20 protein-coding genes are annotated in these 21158 nt (G+C 41.6%); 8 read left to right on the top strand and 12 right to left on the bottom strand.

The window, feature by feature from the left end:
- Positions 1-159: 159 nt before the first annotated feature.
- The 6 genes from GYY70_RS01220 to def form a co-directional block, all read right to left on the bottom strand.
- On the bottom strand, positions 160-1431 hold the full coding sequence (locus GYY70_RS01220) for a sigma-54 dependent transcriptional regulator (RefSeq protein WP_025329800.1): 1272 nt from the start codon (positions 1429-1431) through the stop codon (positions 160-162).
- On the bottom strand, positions 1418-3520 hold the full coding sequence (locus GYY70_RS01225; RefSeq protein WP_174830984.1) for a PAS domain-containing sensor histidine kinase: 2103 nt from the start codon (positions 3518-3520) through the stop codon (positions 1418-1420). Before GYY70_RS01225 ends, GYY70_RS01220 begins: the two co-directional genes overlap by 14 nt.
- 5 nt (positions 3521-3525) lie before the next feature.
- Positions 3526-4122 (bottom strand): DUF4390 domain-containing protein, encoded by a 597-nt coding sequence (locus GYY70_RS01230; RefSeq protein WP_084547518.1) that lies wholly within the window; start codon positions 4120-4122, stop codon positions 3526-3528.
- A complete protein-coding gene (gene rsmB, locus GYY70_RS01235; protein WP_174830985.1) occupies positions 4088-5341 on the bottom strand; it encodes a 16S rRNA (cytosine(967)-C(5))-methyltransferase RsmB in 1254 nt (417 codons plus the stop codon). The genes GYY70_RS01230 and rsmB overlap by 35 nt, the downstream gene beginning before the upstream one ends.
- The gene (gene fmt / locus GYY70_RS01240) at positions 5338-6279 is read right to left on the bottom strand and encodes a methionyl-tRNA formyltransferase (protein ID WP_174830986.1); all 942 of its coding nucleotides are present in this window, start codon (positions 6277-6279) and stop codon (positions 5338-5340) included. Before fmt ends, rsmB begins: the two co-directional genes overlap by 4 nt.
- Before the next feature lie 67 nt (positions 6280-6346).
- Entirely contained in the window at positions 6347-6850 is a 504-nt protein-coding gene (def, locus tag GYY70_RS01245; RefSeq protein ID WP_025329805.1) for a peptide deformylase, read from the bottom strand.
- Positions 6851-7011: 161 nt separating this feature from the next.
- On the opposite strand from def, the gene GYY70_RS01250 reads away from it, so the two are divergent.
- The 6 genes from GYY70_RS01250 to GYY70_RS01275 all read left to right on the top strand — a co-directional run bounded on the left by GYY70_RS01250 (position 7012) and on the right by GYY70_RS01275 (position 12646).
- Positions 7012-8229 (top strand): LysM peptidoglycan-binding domain-containing protein, encoded by a 1218-nt coding sequence (locus tag GYY70_RS01250; protein WP_174830987.1) that lies wholly within the window; start codon positions 7012-7014, stop codon positions 8227-8229.
- A gap of 805 nt (positions 8230-9034) precedes the next feature.
- Positions 9035-9781 carry an MtnX-like HAD-IB family phosphatase gene (locus GYY70_RS01255; RefSeq protein WP_174830988.1) on the top strand — a complete coding sequence of 249 codons (747 nt, stop codon included), beginning with the start codon at positions 9035-9037 and terminating at the stop codon, positions 9779-9781.
- Between the two features lie 24 nt (positions 9782-9805).
- Positions 9806-10627 carry a carboxylesterase gene (locus GYY70_RS01260; RefSeq protein WP_174830989.1) on the top strand — a complete coding sequence of 274 codons (822 nt, stop codon included), beginning with the start codon at positions 9806-9808 and terminating at the stop codon, positions 10625-10627.
- A gap of 34 nt (positions 10628-10661) precedes the next feature.
- Complete coding sequence (locus tag GYY70_RS01265) at positions 10662-11018, top strand: EamA family transporter (RefSeq protein ID WP_041881574.1); 357 nt, start codon at positions 10662-10664, stop codon at positions 11016-11018.
- The gene (locus GYY70_RS01270; protein WP_037392847.1) at positions 11018-11428 is read left to right on the top strand and encodes a multidrug efflux SMR transporter; all 411 of its coding nucleotides are present in this window, start codon (positions 11018-11020) and stop codon (positions 11426-11428) included. Before GYY70_RS01265 ends, GYY70_RS01270 begins: the two co-directional genes overlap by 1 nt.
- A gap of 30 nt (positions 11429-11458) precedes the next feature.
- Entirely contained in the window at positions 11459-12646 is a 1188-nt protein-coding gene (locus tag GYY70_RS01275; RefSeq protein WP_174830990.1) for a DegT/DnrJ/EryC1/StrS family aminotransferase, read from the top strand.
- Here the strand turns inward: GYY70_RS01275 and GYY70_RS01280 are convergent.
- The 3 genes from GYY70_RS01280 to GYY70_RS01290 are packed head-to-tail and all read right to left on the bottom strand — an operon-like array spanning position 12628 to position 16068.
- The gene (locus GYY70_RS01280; RefSeq protein WP_084586903.1) at positions 12628-13518 is read right to left on the bottom strand and encodes an arginase family protein; all 891 of its coding nucleotides are present in this window, start codon (positions 13516-13518) and stop codon (positions 12628-12630) included. The two genes, GYY70_RS01275 and GYY70_RS01280, sit on opposite strands and share 19 nt — an antisense overlap.
- Positions 13511-14599 (bottom strand): GNAT family N-acetyltransferase, encoded by a 1089-nt coding sequence (locus GYY70_RS01285; protein ID WP_174830991.1) that lies wholly within the window; start codon positions 14597-14599, stop codon positions 13511-13513. Before GYY70_RS01285 ends, GYY70_RS01280 begins: the two co-directional genes overlap by 8 nt.
- Before the next feature lie 53 nt (positions 14600-14652).
- Positions 14653-16068 (bottom strand): aspartate aminotransferase family protein, encoded by a 1416-nt coding sequence (locus GYY70_RS01290; protein WP_025329813.1) that lies wholly within the window; start codon positions 16066-16068, stop codon positions 14653-14655.
- Positions 16069-16460: 392 nt separating this feature from the next.
- Between GYY70_RS01290 and GYY70_RS01295 the strand changes: the two genes are divergently transcribed.
- Both GYY70_RS01295 and ppk2 read left to right on the top strand, forming a co-directional pair.
- A complete protein-coding gene (locus tag GYY70_RS01295; RefSeq protein WP_174830992.1) occupies positions 16461-17654 on the top strand; it encodes an MFS transporter in 1194 nt (397 codons plus the stop codon).
- Positions 17655-17793: 139 nt separating this feature from the next.
- Complete coding sequence (ppk2, locus tag GYY70_RS01300; RefSeq protein WP_084547499.1) at positions 17794-18687, top strand: polyphosphate kinase 2; 894 nt, start codon at positions 17794-17796, stop codon at positions 18685-18687.
- Between the two features lie 65 nt (positions 18688-18752).
- On the opposite strand, the gene GYY70_RS01305 is transcribed toward ppk2, so the two are convergent.
- From GYY70_RS01305 to GYY70_RS01315, 3 genes are all read right to left on the bottom strand, one after another.
- Positions 18753-19478 (bottom strand): 16S rRNA (uracil(1498)-N(3))-methyltransferase, encoded by a 726-nt coding sequence (locus tag GYY70_RS01305; protein WP_025329816.1) that lies wholly within the window; start codon positions 19476-19478, stop codon positions 18753-18755.
- Positions 19479-19691: 213 nt separating this feature from the next.
- On the bottom strand, positions 19692-20285 hold the full coding sequence (locus GYY70_RS01310) for a DUF6714 family protein (protein WP_174830993.1): 594 nt from the start codon (positions 20283-20285) through the stop codon (positions 19692-19694).
- A gap of 67 nt (positions 20286-20352) precedes the next feature.
- Positions 20353-20718 (bottom strand): hypothetical protein, encoded by a 366-nt coding sequence (locus GYY70_RS01315; RefSeq protein WP_174830994.1) that lies wholly within the window; start codon positions 20716-20718, stop codon positions 20353-20355.
- Between the last annotated feature and the right edge of the window lie 440 nt (positions 20719-21158).

The following is a 21158-nucleotide window of genomic DNA, read 5'->3' on the forward strand; positions in this document are numbered from 1 at the left end:
AACAGTTTCTCCGTAGGTTATGGTTAGATATCTAACCATAACGTTTCAGACATGCTCAATCAATGTTTTATTGCAGATTTTCTTTGAAAAATCCGCTAAATAATATGAATAAAATTCATAATAAAATTTACAGAGAATTTATTATCCGGTTTATCTGATTTATTTTTCAGCCTGCCGGCGCGAAAACTGAATACCAAGCTGTTTAAGTTTACGATAAAGATGAGTTCGTTCCAGCCCTACTTTCTGAGCCACTTTACTCATGTTATGTCCTTCCTGAGCAATATGGTATTCGAAATAGCGTCGTTCCAGATCCTCTCTCAGTTCACGCAGAGGCAGATCAAAATTGAAGCCGTTCATGGTTTCATGAGGCTGGTTATGTTTGAACTGATTCAGAATAGTACTGACGACATTAACGTCAATTTCGTTATTTTCTGCTGTGAGCATCAGGCTTTTAACAACACTGCGCAACTGTTCGAGATTACCCGGCCAGTCGTACTGACGCAATTCATTCAAGGCAGCAGTAGTGAATTTTACTGGCGGAATTTTCTGGCTTTCTGCCAGTTCGGTCGTTATTTGTTCCACCAGAAATACCATATCATCCAGTTGCGAACGCAACGGAGGAATGGCAACAATTAGTGATGACAAAGTATTAAGCAGCTTGTTATCCTGTAACGGATCGGTAATCATTTCTTTAATTGACCTGCTGCAAACGCAGATAATGCGAGCGTTGTAGCGGTCTGCTTTAGTCAGAATGAAACCGATACTTTGCTGGGTACTTTTACCATACTGGGCTATATCGCCCAGATAAAGTATGCCACCGGTGGCTTTCTGCAATAATTCAATAGGAGCGTCAACGATTTGTTCTACTTTGGATGGTTCTACCCAGGGAGTTGAGCTTTTATGAAATGAGCGTGCTACCAGTTCAAAAGGAGAGCCCAGTTCACCGGTTAGTAATACCGGAGTACTGAATTTAGCTATACGTTCCAGTTGCTGATTTAATTCTTTAATTGCAGGGCTGTGACCGAGCTTATCCAGTGTCAGATTGGAAGCGGCCTGCATTTGCCCGTATTTTAAAGCACGGTCTACGGTACTAAGCAGTTTTTGCAGGGAAATAGGTTTTTCCAGAAAATCCAGTGCGCCAATTTTTGTGGCTTCTATGGCAGTGTCAATGCTGGCATGGCCGCTCATCATCACTACCGGCATAGTTAACTGTCCGGATTTTGCCCATTCTTTAAGTAAGGTAATCCCATCACAATCAGGCATCCAAATATCCAGTAATACCATCGCAGGGCGTGTTTGCTGGCGTAGTTGGCGGGCAGTATCGGCATTTTCGGCTGTGGTGACGGTATAACCTTCGTCCTGCAAGATTTCCGATAATAAATCGCGGATACCTATTTCATCATCAACAATTAAAATATCACTGCTTCGCATTTCTATTCACCTGTAATGGTAAGGTTATTTTGACACAAGCCAGTCCGTTTTTCTGATTACTGATTTGGATCCGCCCGCCGTGTTCTTCAATGATTTTTTTTACTACCGGCAATCCCAGTCCGGTACCACCGGGTTTGTCTGTTACATAAGGGTCAAATGCATGTAATAACATCTCCTGACTAAATGTTTTACCATTATTACTTACGTAGAAAAGAATATGTTCGCTATTTAATTCAGTTTGTATGCTTACTTCAGGAGAGTCAGATGCTGCAGCTGCCTCTACTGCATTTTTAAGCAAGTTATGAATAACCTGACGTAAAGCTCCGCTGTCAGCGTTAACATTCATTACTATCTTACTCAAATTAACTGTAAATGTACAATTACTACCTTCATAAAGTACCAAAACCTCGCGTATTAGTTCATTTAAATCAAGGTTTGTGAATTTTAATGCCGGTGAACGGGCATAATTGCGGAATGCCTCAACCATATCTTTCATTGCTGCTACCTGACGGATAATGGTATTAGTAGCACGGCTTAAAATTTGTTTATCCGCTTCGTTTAATTTATCACTGAGCTTCCACGCCAGCCGTTCGGCGGATAGTTGAATTGGTGTCAGCGGGTTACGGATTTCATGTGCCAGTCGTTGGGCAACTTCACCCCATGCTGCTTCTTTCTGAGCACTTACCAGAGCTGTAACATCATCAAACACCAGTACAGTACCGCCACCGCTGTCTTTGGGCAGAGGTGTGGCCTTCCCAAGTAATATCAAAGCCTCATCTTTGTGATTATAGGTAATTTGCGCCGGTTTGTTCTGATATTCTGTAGTCAGTATCTGCTGAAATACATCAGCCAGCATTGCTGTTTGCGGGCTTTGTTCTGTAAGCTGGCTGATATTTTGCCCGAGTATCGGATTCAGATTCTGGCCAAGGATGTTCTCCGCCATTTGATTAAAGGTAATCAGGCATCCTTCTGGATTGAGGGTAACTACACCAGTGGTCAGGCTATTAAGTATATGTTCCAGATAATGTCTGGCCGCTTCCTGTTGTTCACGTGAGTGGCGTAGCTGTATTGTCATGTGATTAAACAGTCCGGTTAATTTCCCCAGCTCATCATTGCGATAAATGGTTTGTTGTACGTCCAGATCACCTTTGGCCACTGCACGGGCACCATCGGCAAGTGACAGAATAGGGGCAACAAATTGCCGGGCAAAATATAACGCTACCAACAGAGCCAGAATAATGGACAACAGGGTAGCCATTAGTAAAGTAGCCAGAAAAAAGGTTTGCAGACTTTGTTTAGTAAAGCTCAGCTCTCCATATTTTGCCCGTGCCGCTTCAATCAGAGTTGCATCCCGTGCTACTTTGGCCGGAATTGGCTGGCGGAAAAACAGGGCTTTATCGCTATTGTGTCCGGGTAAAAGCAACCAGCCCTGTGCATAAAGAATATTATTGATACTTTCAATCTCACGGACAGAGCCTGAATTATGCAACTGCTGAATCAGATTCGGGTTAAGTCCAGGAGTGGACAGGTGCTGAGGATTATATTCGGCATCAAGCCATTTATTGTTTAAATTATAAATATCTAACTGACTGAATTGTCTGCTTTTGCCATTTTTTTCTAGAACGGGTACTAGTGGTTGTTCCAGACCAGTGGCTGCAATCAGGGCGATCTGAATATTGGCCGCCCGGCGAACTGTGTTGTCTAGCTCATAATCCAGAGCCGATTTACTCAGGCTAATACTGCGGTTTAGTGCTTCTTCTGTATCGTTACCAAACCACGAATGAATACTGTGTGAAATAAACTGTGCGGATACTCCGAACAGAAATAAGCCGGGTAATACAGCTACCAGGGTAAACATGGAAGCCAAACGCAATGCAATTTTGGAACCGAACTCCTGTCTGTGCCGGCTTTGCAGCAATTTCCACCAATAAGAACCGGCCATCAGCATCAGTGCCAGTACCAGTAGTGAGGCAAATCCAAAAGCAAACCAGAAATATTTTGAAAAAACATTAGTGTTGCCGGTAGCGACAGCCAGAACATACAAGGTCACTACACAGAGTACTGCCATGACCAGAATCAGCCGTCTCATTGTGGTCAGTCCGCATTAATGACTAGACGATGCCAGCCCGAATCTAGTTGCCAGCTATGGGAAGTGAGTGCATTAATCTGAAATGGCTTGGGTAACTGGCTGATACTCAGACTAAGGCGAACATCAGCACGCACTTCATTCGCAGAGACACCGCTGAGTGTGCCATTGCTCAGGACGCGCCAGTTGGCTACGGCACCAACGGCTCTAAGTGCGGTATCAAGGCTGTTGTATTCGGTAGAGAATGTGGAACCCATGCTGACACGGTAGCGGTTAGTCAGCGGGTGATAAGCGAGTTTGTACTGTATAAGGTTATCACCGCCAATCAGGTTATTAATCCGATTACGGTAAGAAGCGAGCGTGGGAGCTGTTAACTGATAGTTCAGATCAAAATTTAATGGTACGCCCTGAGTCAGAGCCTGTTTCAGTTGGTCGGGCAGCTGGGTATTAAAACGTGTATTGATGGAAAGCTGACCATTACTGGTAATATTAGCCTGAGCACGGGTAGTGCTTATGCCTTCGGCCAGTGCTGCAGTAATGCTCAGGCAGAGGAGACAGGTAAAAAGTAGACTAGATTTTATCGATAAGCGCGTAAAAAAAGCCATCTTGTCTGCTGTTCGGTAATAAAATACGTGAGAGACGCTCGCGGGCATCCGCATGTCGGGTTAAAAAACGAGTTACTTGTTGCTGGTTTTCTTCTGTAAAAATCGAACAGGTAGCCAGAAGCAGGCGTCCACCTGATTTTAAAGTAAGCCACAGATTATCCAGTAAAGCTTCCTGCTGTAGTGCAGTTTTTTGTCCGTCCTGAGGCTGACGTAACCATTTGATGTCAGGATGACGTTTTACTACACCTGAAGCCGTACAGGGAACATCAGCAAGAATGGCATCAAAAGTGTTGCCATCATACCATGAGTGCAGATCTTTTGCGTCGGCACAATGCAAATGTGCCTGCTGATGCAGGCGTTGCAGATTCTCCTGTACGCGCTCAAGACGCTGCGAATCTATATCCAGTGCCGTTACATCGCAGTCTGCCCATTCAAGCATATGTCCTGTTTTACCACCCGGTGCAGCACATGCATCCAGAATGCGCTCACCGGCTTGCGGATTCAGCAAAGGAATGGCTTGCTGAGCACCAAAATCCTGTACAGACACATGTCCTGAAGCGAAATCCGGTAGCTTTGATACGGCTACTGCCTGTTGCAGCATAATGCTGTGTGTATCGAGAATTCTGGCTGGTATACCAGCTGCGGTCAGTTTGGTTTGATATTGCTCAGCATCAGTATAGCGACGATTGACTCGCAATGTCATAGGCGGATGCTGAGCCATTGCTGTAACCATATTATGCCAATGCTGAGGATAATGCTTTTTAAGATAGTTTAACCACCATGCAGGCAGATTGAAACGGGCTGTATCCTGTTTAAGTGCATTGGCTAATAAGTCCTCATGCTCGCGTAAAAAGCGCCGTAACAGAGCATTAACCAGTTTCTGGTAACGACCACCGTGCAATCGGCGTGCATGATTCACAGCTTCATTCACGACAGCATGATGTGCATTGCGAGTAAAATGTAATTGGTATAAAGCAATGATAAGAAGATGGCGAATATCTGCCGGTGGTGAAGCTGTGGTCATTTGCTGTACAAGTTGTTGCAACAGACCTAAATAACGCAGGCTACCATGAGTAAGATCTTGCAAGGCAGCTCTGTCAGAGGCTGACAGTTCAGGATACTGCTGTATTACCTGAATCAGAATTTCATTGAGATTACATCCGTTTAGGACTTCTCCGATAATATTTGCTGCCAGTTGCTGGGCGCGAGCCATACTCATGCATCAGTCTCCGCTGAAGCAAGTAATGTACCCTGTTGCAAGATATTACCGGCTTGGAATGCGGTTACAGACATAGCTTTGCTACCCGCTTTCTGAATCTCTTCAATACTGATGGAGTCTTTGCCACAGGCTACAATCAGTTCATGTTCATTACTGTGTAAAACCATTCCCGGTATGCCTGTGTATGAAACTACTTTAGCGCGCCGGATTTTAAGCGGTTTATCCTGCCAGACAGTCCATGCTCCGGGTACTGGATTGAAAGCACGAATTTTTCGTACAATTTCTGCAGCAGGTCGGGTCCAGTTAATTTGTGCTTCAGCTTTGCTTAATTTATAAGCATAAGTAATACCTGTTTCACTTTGTGGAATTGGCTGTAGTTGGTTAATTTGTTGTAAATCAGCAACAATTGCATCAGCACCCAGCTGCATTAATGCATCATGTACTTCACTCGCTGTATCGTCTGTTTTAATAGTATATTTATGACGACTGATTACTGAGCCGGTATCCAGGCCGGCATCCATTTGCATGATACATACCCCGGTTTCCTGATCGCCGGCTTCAATTGCACGCTGAATCGGCGCGGCACCACGCCAGCGCGGCAACAGCGACGCATGAATATTGAGACAGCCGTATCTGGGAATATTAAGCACTGCCTGTGGCAGTAATAGCCCGTAAGCAGCTACAACCATAACATCAGCCTGCTGATTTTCCAATATTGCCTGAATTTCGGCCGTTTTTAATGTAGTTGGCTGCATTACGGTAAGGCCGTGTGTCAGTGCTGCTTTTTTGACTGCACTGGGTTGTAACTTTAACCCGCGGCCGCTAGGGCGGTCTGGCTGGGTTAATACCAGAGGCACGTTAAAACCGGCTGCAACAATAGCATTGAGTGCAGCCGCAGCAAAATCAGGGGTTCCGGCGAAAATAACAGAAGGCTTCATGCAATAAATCCACAACAGGCATAACAGCTATCGCTATGCCAATAAAAAATTCCGACAACAGGTTTTGTTACATTCTTTCGCGTGCGCGTTTTTTAAGCTTAGTTTTGATACGGTTCTGTTTCAGTGGCGACAGATATTCTACAAATACCTTGCCGGCAAGGTGATCCAGTTCATGCTGAATACAGATGGCTAGTAATCCGTCTGCTTCCAGTGTAAATTTTTCACCATGCTCATCATAGGCTTCAACGGTAATGCGCTCAGAGCGGTGTACCATCTCGTAAATACCGGGAACAGATAAACAGCCTTCTTCGTACTCGGTATCACCTTCTCTGTAAGTAATAACCGGATTAATAAATACACGCAGCTGATTACGTTCTTCAGACAGATCCATTACTACTACACGTTCATGCACATCAACCTGAGTTGCCGCCAGTCCGATACCACGTGCCTGATACATAGTTTCCGCCATATCCTGTACCAGCGTACGAATTCTGTCATCAAATTTTGTAACAGGTTGCGCAACAGTATGTAAACGCTCATCAGGATATTGTAAAATGTTTAAGAGGGCCATTATGTGTTTAATTCCTTGTTCAATCAATCTGACCTGAGTACATGATGGCAATATGGATTTTTTAAAGATTGTTGATATGGATTCAGGTAAACTGATACTAATATCCATACTATGTCATATCACAATCATTTAAAATAGCAAACTCCCTAAGGATACCTTACATGCATAAACATATTATAACTCTGCTGTGTGCACTAAGTATGGCAATATCTGCACCGGTAATGGCCAAATTAAAATTACGTCCGGATGCACCGGCACAATATGTAGTGAAAAGTGGTGATACTTTGTGGAGCATATCCGGTAAGTATCTTTACAGCCCCTGGCAATGGCCGCAGCTGTGGGGTTCTAACCGGGATCAGATTCGGAATCCGCAAAAAATTTATCCGGGACAGGTTTTAAGTCTGCGCTATGTTAACGGGCAGCCTCGTCTGGGTTTTGATAACAGCGGAGGTATTCCGACCATTAAACTGCAGCCACAAATACGTAATCTGTCTTCTGGTTATGGCATCAGTACCATAGATGTCGATTTTTTCCGTATGTTTATGCAGCACCCGCAAGTAATTAGTAAAGAACAAACCAGAGAGGCACCACGTCTGATTGCCGGACCGGATAACCGGGTTATTTATTCTACAGGTGACCGTATCTATGCGGATCGTCAGTTAGAGCCTGGCCGCTATCTGATTTACCGTATAGAACAGAATATTACTGATCCTGATACCCATAAATATCTGGGACAGCTGGTACGCTTTAGTGGTGAAGCAGCAACGCTGGCCGGACAGAACACTGCTCTGGCTGAACGCAGTCCAAAGGATGCAGCCAGCTTGCCCGAAGATGAGTATTATACCCGTAAGACATCACTGATTAAGGTTCCTACGCGTACAGCTCAGCCACTGGTTATTACCAATTCAGCGTCAGAAATTAATAAGGGTGATTATCTGTTAAAAATTACAGATGAGCATGATCCGTTCCAAATGATGCCTCATGGGCCCACTACTCAGATTAAAGGTAAAATTGTTTCTGTAATGGACGGTATTCAGGAAGCAGGTCCTTATCAGACAATTACTTTGAATTTAGGTACTAATGACGGAGTTGATAAAGGTACCGTAGTTAGCCTGTATAAAAAAAGTCGCCAACTTAAGGCTGATTTATCTAATGAGCCTAAGAAATCACGCAGTGTGGTTAAATATCTGAGTATTCCGGCAGAGGAAGTTGGTCTGGCACTGATTTATCGGGTAAGTGATAATTTGTCTTCAGCTCTTATTATTAATGCATCTCAAGCTGTGCAGATAGGAGATTTAGTAATGAACCCGGGTCATGATCTGGATGATGTTACACAGGACTCAACTTACCTAATCAATTCATTCAAAGAAATTCACTAATTGAAACAGCGAATAATATATTGGTAAAAAATGTATTACTGATGAAATGAATCGAATAAAAGTGCGGATATATCCGCACTTTTATTTTATATAGTTTTATCTATTGCTCTCTATAAGCATAGACATCAAAATTCTCTGCTGCTAAAAATAGCAGTTATACTAATTATCAGATATTTATCAGAATAATGAATATCGGATAAACAATTATTTGTTTCTGAATCGTCTTTGCTGAGTATCAGTTCTGATTATTTTATGCCATTTGATTTAAATAAATTATCTGTATAATATAAATTATTGTGAAAAAATAACAATTATTAGCTGACTTCTTTCCAGTATTGATATTGCATTAAGTATACTTAAATCCAGTCAGTTTAATTTCTGGCAGAAATGTTTTAAAATAGATCAATTATTCGGTTAAAATATCTAGACATATCAGCTATCTGTATGGATTAGTTCTGTTGTGGACAGATTTGGTGGCTTGGTATAGCAGACAGGTAATCTGAGTTTCAGCAAAGTATAAGATACATTTCTGACATGTATTTTCGTTTATTTTATATTAAACTGAAATTAGTGTTCAAAGTGAACGGGTATTATTCTATTGATAGAATATATATTTAGTACCCTTAATCTCCGATCTATCAGCCATATTTAGCCAATTATCATGTTAGGGTAATTGGCTAAAATTTAGTGAAATTATTTACGTTTAGCCTTTACACACTAAGATATTCAAGCATCTTGCATTATCTTTCATTTTCCTTGTTACAATGCCAGCCTGTTTTCATTTGTAATTTTTATATGGAACAATATGAGTTGTTTCTTCCCCGTTGCGGAAAGCCCGCAAAATCATCAGTCACTTTTTTATGCTAACGATTTGAGTCAGTATTCAGTATTGTGTGACTTTGACGGAACCATCAGTGAAAAAGATGTTACTGATACCTTACTGAATCATTTTGGTAATGAGAAATGTGCCTTATTTGAGCAGCAGTGGCAGGAAGGTATTATTGGTTCGCGGGAATGCATGCATCAGCAGATTGCTAATATGCAGGCCAGTCAGGCTGAGTTGGACAGTGTGCTGGCACAAATTAAAATTGATCCTGCTTTTAGTGAGTTTATCAGTTTTGCACAAAGCAGAAATTTAAATGTACATATTGTCAGTGATGGACTGGACTATGCTATTCAGTCCATCCTTAAGCGGTATAATCTGAACTTTTTACCGGTTTTTGCCAATCGCTTATTGCATAATCAACAGCAAGACTGGGCACTGGATTTTCCTTATGCCAATGATCACTGCCTTAAAGCCAGTGGTAATTGTAAATGTCAGCACCGCCGGAAACTGACTGGTTTTCAAAAGATTTTTTATGTTGGTGATGGTACATCGGATTTTTGTGTGGCAGATAAAGTAGATATGGTATTTGCCAAAGATAAATTAATTGATTTTTGTCAGCAACAGCGGATTGCGTATTATCCAATCAAGAATTTTGGCGATGTTACTGCCATTTTGCCTGAGTTGCTTAAAGCTTCGACCGAGAATAGCTGCCTGATTCCAGCATAAGGCATTAATACCTGATTTATAATTATGATTCAAGATTCTTCCTATTTTTTACCCGGTAATCGCAATGGTGTTCTGCTGGTACATGGTCTTACCGGTACACCCAATGAAATGCGTATTCTGGCCAAAGGGCTGCATCAGGCAGGTTTTACTGTCTATGCCATGCAGCTGGCTGGTCATTGCGGTGATGAAGCTGATTTATGTCAGACTACCTGGCGTGACTGGTATGCCAGTGTGCAGGAGGCTGCGCAATTTCTAAAACAAAAAGTCGATTGTCTGTTTGTAGCAGGATTATCGATGGGCGCGCTACTGGCATTGAAACTGGCGGCCGATCAGCCTGAGCTTGTAAAGGGTGTGGGTGTCTATGGTGTAACATTCAGCTATGATGGCTGGTCTATTCCATTCTGGGCAAAACAATCTTTTGTGCTACTACCTTTTTTTAAAAAATTTCATTTATTTCAGAAAACCTCATTTATAGAGAAACCACCGTATGGGCTGAAAGATGAACGTATTCGTGCAACTGTTGCTGCCAGTATGTTCAGTGGCGATAGTGCCAGTGCCGGTCTGGCCGGTAATCCGTTTCCGGCGCTGGCAGAAATGCAGGCACTGGCCAAAATAGTGCGGCGACAATTGCCACAGATTACAGCTCCCTGTCTGATTATGCATTCCGGTCATGATGATATTGCCAATATCAAAACTAATGCGCGTCTGGTAGAAAAGTATGTCAGCGGAGTAACAAAATTTATTGTTCTGGATGACAGCTATCACCTGATTACCATTGATCGCCAGCGGCGCGAAGTAATCAATGAATCAGTTGCCTTTTTCGAGCATATAGCGCAAACAGCGTAAGTGAATATCTATCTCGCAGCAAAGGAAATATTATATGACGATGCTTGTATTCATTTTATGGTTTGCCAATATCTGTTTTGATACGCTCGGGCAAATAGCATTTAAATATGCAGCCATTGCGCCAGATAACCGCAATGGCTGGTATTACTGGATTGATCTGTTCAGTAATTACTGGTTGTGGATTGGGATTGGTTCCTATGTCGCTGAATTTTTGCTTTGGCTGGCATTTTTAAGTCAGGTACCATTGTCACAGGGTATTTTGCTTGGTTCAATTAACATTATCGTACTGATGCTGGTAGGACGGGTTTTGTTTCAGGAAAAGCTTACCCGTTTCCGGTTAGTCGGTATGTTTTGTATTACCATCGGAGTAGTATTGGTAGGAGCGTCATAATGCGTAAATTTTATATAGTTGGTTTTGCGCTCTTATTATTGTTTGATACATTGGGGCAGAGCAGTTTTAAATTAACTGCTATTCATGCGCAGCCACTTGCTGCGGATTGGGACTGGATTTCCCGTGTATTTACTCAGCCGTGGGTATATATTGCCATTGCCGGCTATATTGGTGCTTTTTTTACCTGGATGATGCTGTTGAAAAAAGCACCGGTTGGTCCGGCATTTGCTGCATCGCATCTGGAAGTAGTTACGGTAATGCTGGTTTCAGCTTTTCTGTTTCATGAGCACATTACAAATATTCGCATCCTCGGCGCGATATTTATTGTGGCTGGTATTATCTTTTTAGCACTGGCTGAAAAAGAGATCATGGAAACCGAGGAACATAGTAAAGATGATGAGCCGTGTTAACTTTTCCGGTTCAGAAGATTAGTATTATATATGTCATACTACTATGAGAACCCGCCTACTGCCGGATTACCGCTAAAGTGGTCTGACTGGTGGCCGGCTGGTCAGTCACTTACGAGCAGAGTCAGCGAACAATTGCATCTGCCGCCCTTACAGCTTACCTGTTCAGGTACAGCAGCACTGATTATTGCGTTAACAACACTGGTACAGCAACATCCACAGCGTAAAACCGTAATTGTACCGGCATATACCTGTCCGCTGGTTGCGCTGGCTGTTCATCATTGTGGTTTACAGTTACAGTTATGTGATTTAAAACCCGGTAGCATTGATATGGATATCGTTCAGTTAAGTACTCTGTTAAATGAGCAGGTATTGGCAGTGATACCTACACATTTGGGCGGCCGGGTGACAGATGTCAGTACCGTTAAACAACTGGCTCAGTCCTATCAGATTAGTGTGATAGAGGATGCAGCGCAGGCATTGGGTGCAGAAGTAGGGCAGCATGGCGATATTGTGCTGTTCAGTCTGGCGGCTGGTAAAGGGCTAACTATGTATGAAGGCGGTTTGTTAACCGCCAGTGATATGCAATTACGCAGTAATTTACAAGGTATGTCCGAAAAATTATTGCCACGCCGGTGCAAATGGGAGTTGCTGAGAACCCTGGAATTATTTGGATACACTGCTTTGTATAATCCTGCTGGTTTACATTTTGTTTATGGGCAAGGTAGGAGAAAGGCATTGCGCCGGCAGCAATGGATTGCAGCCGTTGGAGATGATTTTGATTTTGATATTCCAATGCATCGGGTTAGTCGCTGGCGTCAGCATGTAGCTGCTAATGCTTGCCTGCGTTTACCGGCATTTCTAGATATGTTGCAAAAGCAGGCCTACCAGCGTATTGAACAATTGCAGAGTATTTCCGGAATAGAGGTGATCGTCGATCAGCATGGTCGGGGTGTATGGCCTTTTCTAATGGTGTTATTGCCTGCAGGCCAACATCGCGATGCTGTATTAAAACAGCTATGGACTAGTCCGCTGGGGGTAACGCGGTTATTTATTCACCCACTGTCTCAATACGATTATTTGCAGCCGATTGTACCAGCTTCATCCATGCCGAATGCTGAAGATTTTGCTGCACGTATGTTAACTATTACCAACAGCCTGTGGCTTACTGATGCTCAATTTTCCCGGATATGTAAAGTTATTCAGGATGCTGTGCGCTGATTCTGAGCCAGAGCGGCAAGCAATTGCTGATTAACAGCATGATGTTTTTCTTGCCATGCAGTCAGTGTAGTAGCTGGAATGGGTTCCTGTTTGTCCATTGCACTTAGTAAGCGTTTTAGCAGGCTGGTATATTCCCACTGAGATACTTCACCAGTAATATCGCTGCCGATAATCCGCTGATTCATAGCGTTAATCACAGTTAATAAATGTTCCAGTTGCATGCGCCCCTGATCCCAGTTGGTTTGTACTACGTCCTTACCCAGAACATCTTTGTCTATCGAAATATATACAGGTTCATTAGTTTTTTGCTGTGTCTGGATAAAAGCGCTTACCAGTTCTTCTGGTGAGGAGAATGCCCGAAAAGCCTGTTTCAGACCAATTGTTCTTGCCCAGCCAACCCGCACATCCATACACCAGTAGGTTAATTTACCCTGAAATAATGGCGCCAGCCGGTTTTCCCAGCTGTGTGCCACCCCTATATCATTTGAAGTAATACCTAATACATGTACATGGCTGACAAAAGGCAATTGCGCCACGTAACTGACCCACGAACCACAGTGAATTCCGAACAGATAACGCATATTATCCGGATGATTATCAAAAATAATGACTTGTATCGGATTGGAGGCGCTGAAAAATTGCTGTAAACGGTTAATCAACAATAGTGAAATATGATGATAGTCGCCACTGCCGGTTAATACCGTACCATAATGTTCGGGTAATTGCTGATTTAGTTCAGCCTGTAATTTCTTAAAACTGGTCTGAGAGCAACCAAAACGAATAACTTCCTGCCATTGACCAAGTTCAATTCTTACTGCATCTGGTATAGATCCTGTACTGTGGTCAAAATCCAGAATTACCGTTTTATTCATGTTTTTTACTATCCTGAGTAGGCTGATTGCTATTTTCCTGCCAGATTTTATCCTGTTCGAAACGAGTACTGATTTTTGCCAGTAGCTTTCTTAAAACAGGATTGCGGACATAAACCATATGTTTGGTAAAAGTAAATTGTGCACCTAAAGATGCTTTAACTTGCGGATCCGTCCAGCCGGCGACATAAACTTTAAGCCCATGCTTTTTGGCATAATTCAGATTGTAAAACCAGCTCAGATAATACAGATTCAGTTCCCGTGCCTGAGGATAAACAAAACCGATATATTTATCTACCAGCATACCGTTCAGAACAAAACAGATATTGTAACCAATTAGTTCTTGCTGATAATGGTAGGTAAAAATCCTGGCCTGATTGCTGCTGTCTTGTAACAGGCGCACAAAAAAATCTTTGGTTAATAAATCAAAATGGATTTCACTTTGATTATAAACATTCAGATATAACTGATAGTATTCATCTAAAACGGCCTTATTCTGAAAATAGGCATCACCACTGTGTATACAACCGATTTCTACCAGCGATTGCGTTTTTAATTTGCGCCGGAAGTTTTTACGCCGCTGATAAGACAGACGGCCTAGATATTCATCAATATCATTAAAATCTATCGGTACCCAGGCTAATGCCTGACCTTCTACTGCAATAAATCCTTCTTGTTGCAATACCTGTATCAGCGATGCAGCATATTCATTTGCCTGATGATTCAGTAATGGTGATTGCTGAGGAATATCTTTCACAATCAGCAGCGGATATTTTTTGCCATAATGCTGTTTAATTTCCGTAGCTAATTGCTGCACAGATTGTTGTTGAGTAAACAGCGCATATTCCGATACAGTAGTACCAATAAAACAAGTTTCAGGTTTTAGAAACTGCTGCCACCAGTTAAATAACGGCCAATGGCGAATTTTTTGCTGAAAATCAGATTCTGCGGTAGTCAGTAAATCAAACCGTGCAGCAAATGCCGGTACCCCGCTTGTTAATTGCCATGCTGTAAAATCCTGAGGCGGACTGGTCAGAAAAGTGTCGACCAGTTCATTCGGTTCCAGTTGAGTCAGATAATTCATAATTTACTAATACGGCAGCCAGCTTGAACATCAGCCGGCTGCCATTACCAGCCCTAAGCTGTTAACTCTTTTTTAGCACGTGTAATCAATTGATCCAGCAATTCAATACCCTGATCAATTTCCTGTTTAGTAATATGTAATGAAGGCGCAAAAGTAATGACATTTTTGTAATAACCGCCAATATCCAGTACCAGCCCCATTTTCTGACCCTGCCAGTCCAGATCGCCGGACATACCAATATCCACCATTTTGTCTACCAGAGCTTTATTCGGAGTAAATCCGTCTTCTGTGCAGATTTCGGCACGTAAAGCTAGCCCCAGACCGTCTACTTCACCTATTTCCTTATGGCGCTGTTCCAGTGTTTTTAAGCCCTCAAGGAAATACGCTCCGCTTTCCATAACCATTTTTTCATAATCAGTTTCGGCCATCATCTTGAATACTTCCAGACCTACCGCTGTTCCTAATGGATTTGAGGCAAAAGTAGAATGAGTAGAACCAGCAGGAAATACCTGAGGATTAATCAGTTCTTCCCGCGCCCACAGACCACCAAGCGGATTCATACCATTGGTCAGTGCCTTAGCAAATACCAGCATATCTGGTTTTACATCAAAGTGTTCAATTGACCATAATTTACCGGTGCGATAAAAACCCATCTGAATTTCATCAACAACCAGCAAAATACCATATTGATCCAGAACCTTTTTCAGTCCTTTAAAGTAGTTGCGTGGCGGTACAATATATCCGCCTGTTCCTTGCAGTGGTTCCACATAGAAGGCTGCATATTCAGCTTGCCCAGCTTTCGGATCCCACACACCATGGTATTCTGTTTCAAACAGGCGTGCAAAATCTGCCACCAAATGTTCACCATATTCTTCTGCTGTCATTCCTTTAGGACGGCGGAACGGATAAGGAAACGGAATAAACATAGCGCGATCACCAAAATGGCCATAACGCCGGCGATAACGGAAGCTGGAGGTAATCGAAGATGCACCTAAAGTACGTCCATGATAGCCACCTTCAAAGGCAAACATTAATGAACGCCCTTCAGATGCATTACGGATAATTTTCAATGAATCTTCAATACACTGAGAACCGCCGACATTGAAATGCACACGACCATCGTGACCAAATTTACGTTTCATATCCAGAGCAATGGTTTTAGCCAGCTCAATTTTAGTAGGATGCAAATACTGGCTGGCACATTGCGGTAATGTATCAACCTGCTGCTTCAGCACAGCATTCAGCCGTTCATTTGCATAGCCAAAATTACAGGCCGAATACCACATCTGTAAGTCCAGATAAGGCGTACCATTTTTATCGTACATATAGCTGCCTTCGCAGCCATCAAAGATTTTTGGCGGATTCACATAATGTACCGTATCACCAAACGAACAGTACTTTGCTTCATCTGCCAGTAACTGTGCATCATCAGGACGATTTACAAGTATTTGAGCACTAGGCTTACTCATCATTTATTCCATTCATTTAAAATAAAACATCTTAATAAAAAGTACATAATTAATACTATTATATCCTGCTAAAGCATCAAAACCGTAAGAAACAAAGGCTAATAACCTGATAAAACCATTATCTGCTCAATATTCAATTATCTTTGCACTTAATTTAAAAAAAGAAAATGTGTAAAACATATTGGCTTAGCAATTCACTGACAATATATAGATTGCACCCTAACCAAATAAAATTTTATATTCACAAAACTAAACAATATTTAATTATCCGCAATAGACTTATGCAAAAAAACTAAAATCAATTTTTACTAATATTTCTCAATCAGTTAGACTTAAATCACAATAAACACACAATTTTACTGGCTACTATTGACCAGCCTAATCACACAACTATGAACACAGAACCTAATCGCATTCCTCATCCCCGCTGGCTTTTATTTGCTCTTGCTGTTGGCGGTTTTGCAATCGGCACTACAGAATTTGCCACCATGAGTGTTTTGCCCTATATCGCTAGTGGTTTAAATATAAGCGAACCCGTAGCAGGCCATTTAATCAGCATTTACGCACTGGGTGTTGTCATAGGCGCTCCGGTTATTGCCATATTTGGTGCACGCTTTAGCAGGCGCAGCCTGTTACTGGTGCTTATGGCATTTTTCTCTCTGACACATCTCGGCACGATGCTGGCTCCAGATTACCGCAGTATGATGTTATTTCGCTTTTTAAGTGGCTTGCCGCATGGTGCCTATTTTGGTGTTGGTGCACTGGTTGCCGCAGCTATGGTGCCTCCGGATAAGAGAACTCAGGCTGTAGGATTAATGATGATCGGTTTAACCATTGCTACCACCATCGGCGTGCCTTTGAGTAGCTGGCTGGCTCAAGCAGTAGGCTGGCGGGTTGTTTTTCTTATCGTTGCCATACTGGCTGCTTTAACAGTGATACTGGTAGCTCTTTTTTTACCGGCAAATTGTATGCAGGGAGGCGGTAGCAATGCGCTGCGTGAACTTAGTGCACTGACCAACCGGCAAATATGGTTGACACTGGCTATAGGAGCCATTGGTTTTGGCGGCATGTTTGGCATATATGCTTACATGGCTTCAACACTTGAAGATATTACCGGTATGTCACCTAAAAGCGTACCACTGGTGATGTGTCTTTACGGTGTAGGCATGACTCTTGGCAATATTATCGTGCCACGCATGGTCGGTCGCCATGTAATGGGTGGATTAGCATGCTTACTGGCCTGGTCTGCTGCTATGCTGGCCTTATATCCTTTTGCAGTGCATCATCCTTACTGGATATGTATTCAGGTTGTACTAATCGGCATGAGCGGTGCTGTAGGTACATTATTACAAATTCGTTTGATGGATGTAGCTAAAGAAGCTCAGACACTGGCTGCAGCACTCAACCATAGTGCTTTTAATGCTGCCAATGCCTTAGGACCCTATTTAGGCGGCTTAACCATTGCCGCCGGCTGGGGATGGACAAGTACAGCATGGGTTGGCGTCGCTCTTGCTATCATCGGTTTAATCGTATGGTGGTTTACAGTAAAAGATGAACAGCGCACTGCTGCCGCAAATCTGCAATAACTAAGTTTATTCATGTATACAGAACAGTAAATAATATTGTAAAAACATGTAACTGATGTTGCAAATAACTGTTAACATTAATAATCTGTTAATATTAAATTTACTTTAATTATTAATAACAACAGATAGGGGAAGTATTATGACTGCAAACCAGCAGCAATCTGAAACCAAAATACCTGATACTGAGCAGGGAGAAAGCCAGAATAACACTTGTCCGAATAAAACTACCAAACATAATCAAGATAAAAATACCAAACATAAAAAATTATCCCAAAAGAAATACTACAAAGAGCTGGAAAAACTTCAGGGTGAAATGGTTGCCCTGCAAGAATGGGTAAAAGCCTCCGGACAAAAAGTATGTATTATTTTTGAAGGTCGCGACGGAGCAGGTAAGGGTGGTGCAATTAAAGCTGTCACTGAGAGAGTTAGTCCTCGTATTTTTCAAACTATTGCCTTGCCGGCACCAAGTGAACGCCAAAAGTCACAAATGTACATGCAGCGCTATATTCCTCATTTACCTGCGGCTGGAGAAGTCGTTATTTTCGACCGTAGTTGGTATAACCGTGCTGGTGTAGAACGCGTGATGGGATTCTGTACCGAAGAAGAAAGTAAGGAATTTCTAGAAGTTATTCCATTTATGGAAAAAGCTATAGTTAATTCCGGTATCATCCTGCTTAAATACTGGCTTGAAGTGAGTATGGAAGAACAGCATAGACGTATGCTTGGTCGAATTAACGACCCGCGTAAAATCTGGAAGCTTTCTCCCATGGATATCAAGTCCTACAGTCGCTGGTATGATTACTCCCGGGCTCGTGATGAAATGATTATGGCAACTGATACCTCATGGGCACCGTGGTACGTGGTTGATTCTAACGACAAAAAGAAAGCGCGTCTGAATATCATTAAACATATATTGAGTGAAATTCCGTATAAAAAGACACCACGGAAAAAGGTCGAATTACCAAAACGTCAGGATAAGGGTGATTATCAGGAACCTAATTATCCCTATCGTTATATACCAGAAGAATATTAATACAGAACCAGCCAGATAGCAGACTAAACTGGCTGGTTTTATTATCAGTTCCGAATTTTTCTAATTTACCCGCGAAAGTCTCCCCATAGCAACTGCATTGCCGCAATAGCTGCCAAAGATGCTGTTTCTGTCCGTAATACTCTGGGTCCTGTGCTGATTGCATTAAAGCCATGATTAATTGCCAGCTCTTCTTCAGCCTGGCTTAATCCGCCTTCAGGACCAACCAGCAATACTACTGCCTGTGGCTGTGTAAACTGATTTAATGCTCGGGGCTGGTTTAAACTCATCAGCAGTTTTAAATCATCCACACCCAGAGCACACAATGCATCTGACAATCCCGTTATCGGTTGAATTTGAGGTACTACCGTTCTGCCGCATTGTTCACAGGCACCAATAGCAATATCCAGCCAGCGCTCAAGTTTTTTCATTGCCCGTTCGCCACTTAAGCGCTGGCTACTGCGTTCCGTTAGTACTGGCTGAATCATAGTTACACCCAGTTCCACAGCCTTTTGAATAGTTAAATCCATACGATCACTACTTGATATGGATTGCATCAATGTAATATTTAATGGTGACTCTAAATTAATATCTGTACTTTCACGAATCAGTACATCCACATTTTTCTTACCCATTGACGTAATTTCAGCCTGATAGACCTTTCCAAGCCCATCAAAAAGCTCAATTACCTCACCTGGCTGGTAGCGTAACACCTGTACATGGCGAGCAGCCGTATCAGGTAAAGAGAATGCATCTGAAACTAAAACACTGGGCGGTAAATAAAAACGGGGCATAATAGTAGTAAAAAAATCAATCAATAATCCAGAGAATAAAAATAGCCGGATTAACATTTAAAAAATTAAATGACTATTCTAATTGTTTATAGAAATACAAAAACGAGTATAAAAATACCTCATCTATAAGCCATACATTTAAATAAATCTACAAACCCCCATTCTTATATCAGCTTGATGAATTTGCTATAAAAGATTAAATTAAATAATTTATTAGCTTTTAATTTCTAACTTTTGAGCCCGGTTAATAAGTTTATCAATATTGATAATTGCGTCCATGACTTCTTGATTATTATAAATTTCATTTCTAGAAATCCATCTTAACCATTCCTTAATAACGATGTATTCATCTATAGTTAATTTTGCCCATCTTTCATATAAATAACTATCTGTAATTATTTTTTCATAATCCATAAGAGAAAATATTACACTATTGATTAAAAATTCATCAGTTTTTACGTTAGCGGTAGTGATTAATAATCCGGGTAGATAATAAGCATAGGCCGATGGCGTAAATACATATAAAGCATCTAAATATTCTTTATATATTTCAAATGTTATATCTCGCCAATCTTTACCCAAAAATTGCTTTAAGGCTACCATATCATCATGCATTATTATTTTAGTATAGTTAAGGCTTAATTGGTGCATATCTTTCGGGCGCTCTCTCCCTGAAAACGCCTTTTCTATTTTGTTAAATAATATTTTCTCTGTTTTTTTGTCGTATTCTTTCTGAATATCCTTTATCTCATCCATAAAAACCATAGTATCTCCAGTTAATTGTTCTTGCACCATACGTTTCGCCATAATGAAGTTTCCAGTGCTTTACGTTTCATAAAACACCCCTTTATTTCTCTATCTATTTGTTCTAATTTCATTCTATGTCCTTTATCTCCACCTTGATAACAATAATCATGGTGTTTTTTCTTGCCCGATAGAAATCCTGTTTTAGTTTGATTCTCTCTGTTAATTCAAAAATTGATAAATTTGGCACATTACAAGAACCTTCCTTATTATTTCTTTTCTTTGGTTCTTGATAGTTTTCATAAAGATCCCCATCCGGTATACATGTTGGATCATCCAAAACAGGTATAACCTCTTCTTCACAACTCTCTAATTTATTAACTTCAGTTCCTTCTTCAGTACGCTGAGAAAATATTGATTCATTATTCAATGTTGAATTTAAATCGGGAATCGTTAAGCTATCTAGTACATATTTAGCTCCTCCCACAACAGCCAAAATACAAGCTGGGGTTCTTGAACAAGCTAAAACCGCTGCTTCTGCTGTTGTGATATAGCAGCTGTAGCTACTGATAAAATTCTGCTGCAGGTATAGCTAAAAAAACACAAATTGTCCATTAATACATGTCCATTAATACAAATTATAAACAATGATACCTTTTCGCAATCTAAAGAGTATTAATCTTTAGAACTAACGAATATGAATACACAACTCATTTAATAAACACACAGACAAAGCAAGTCATGGAAGTTTGAAAAATAATCAAACTGAGTCAAAGGCACCAAAAATAAACACAGGAAAAACAGTTGAATGAGGAGAAAGTCAAAAATAAATGCAGGCAGGAGTTGACAGGGGGTTTGTGGAGGCGTATAGTTCGCCTTCTTCGCTGATGACGCGACACGAAACAAACGAACAGTTTAAAGTAGAACGCAGTCGAA

The organism is Snodgrassella sp. ESL0324 (assembly GCF_013344955.1).
In the GTDB taxonomy this organism is placed as follows: Bacteria; Pseudomonadota; Gammaproteobacteria; order Burkholderiales; family Neisseriaceae; genus Snodgrassella; species Snodgrassella alvi.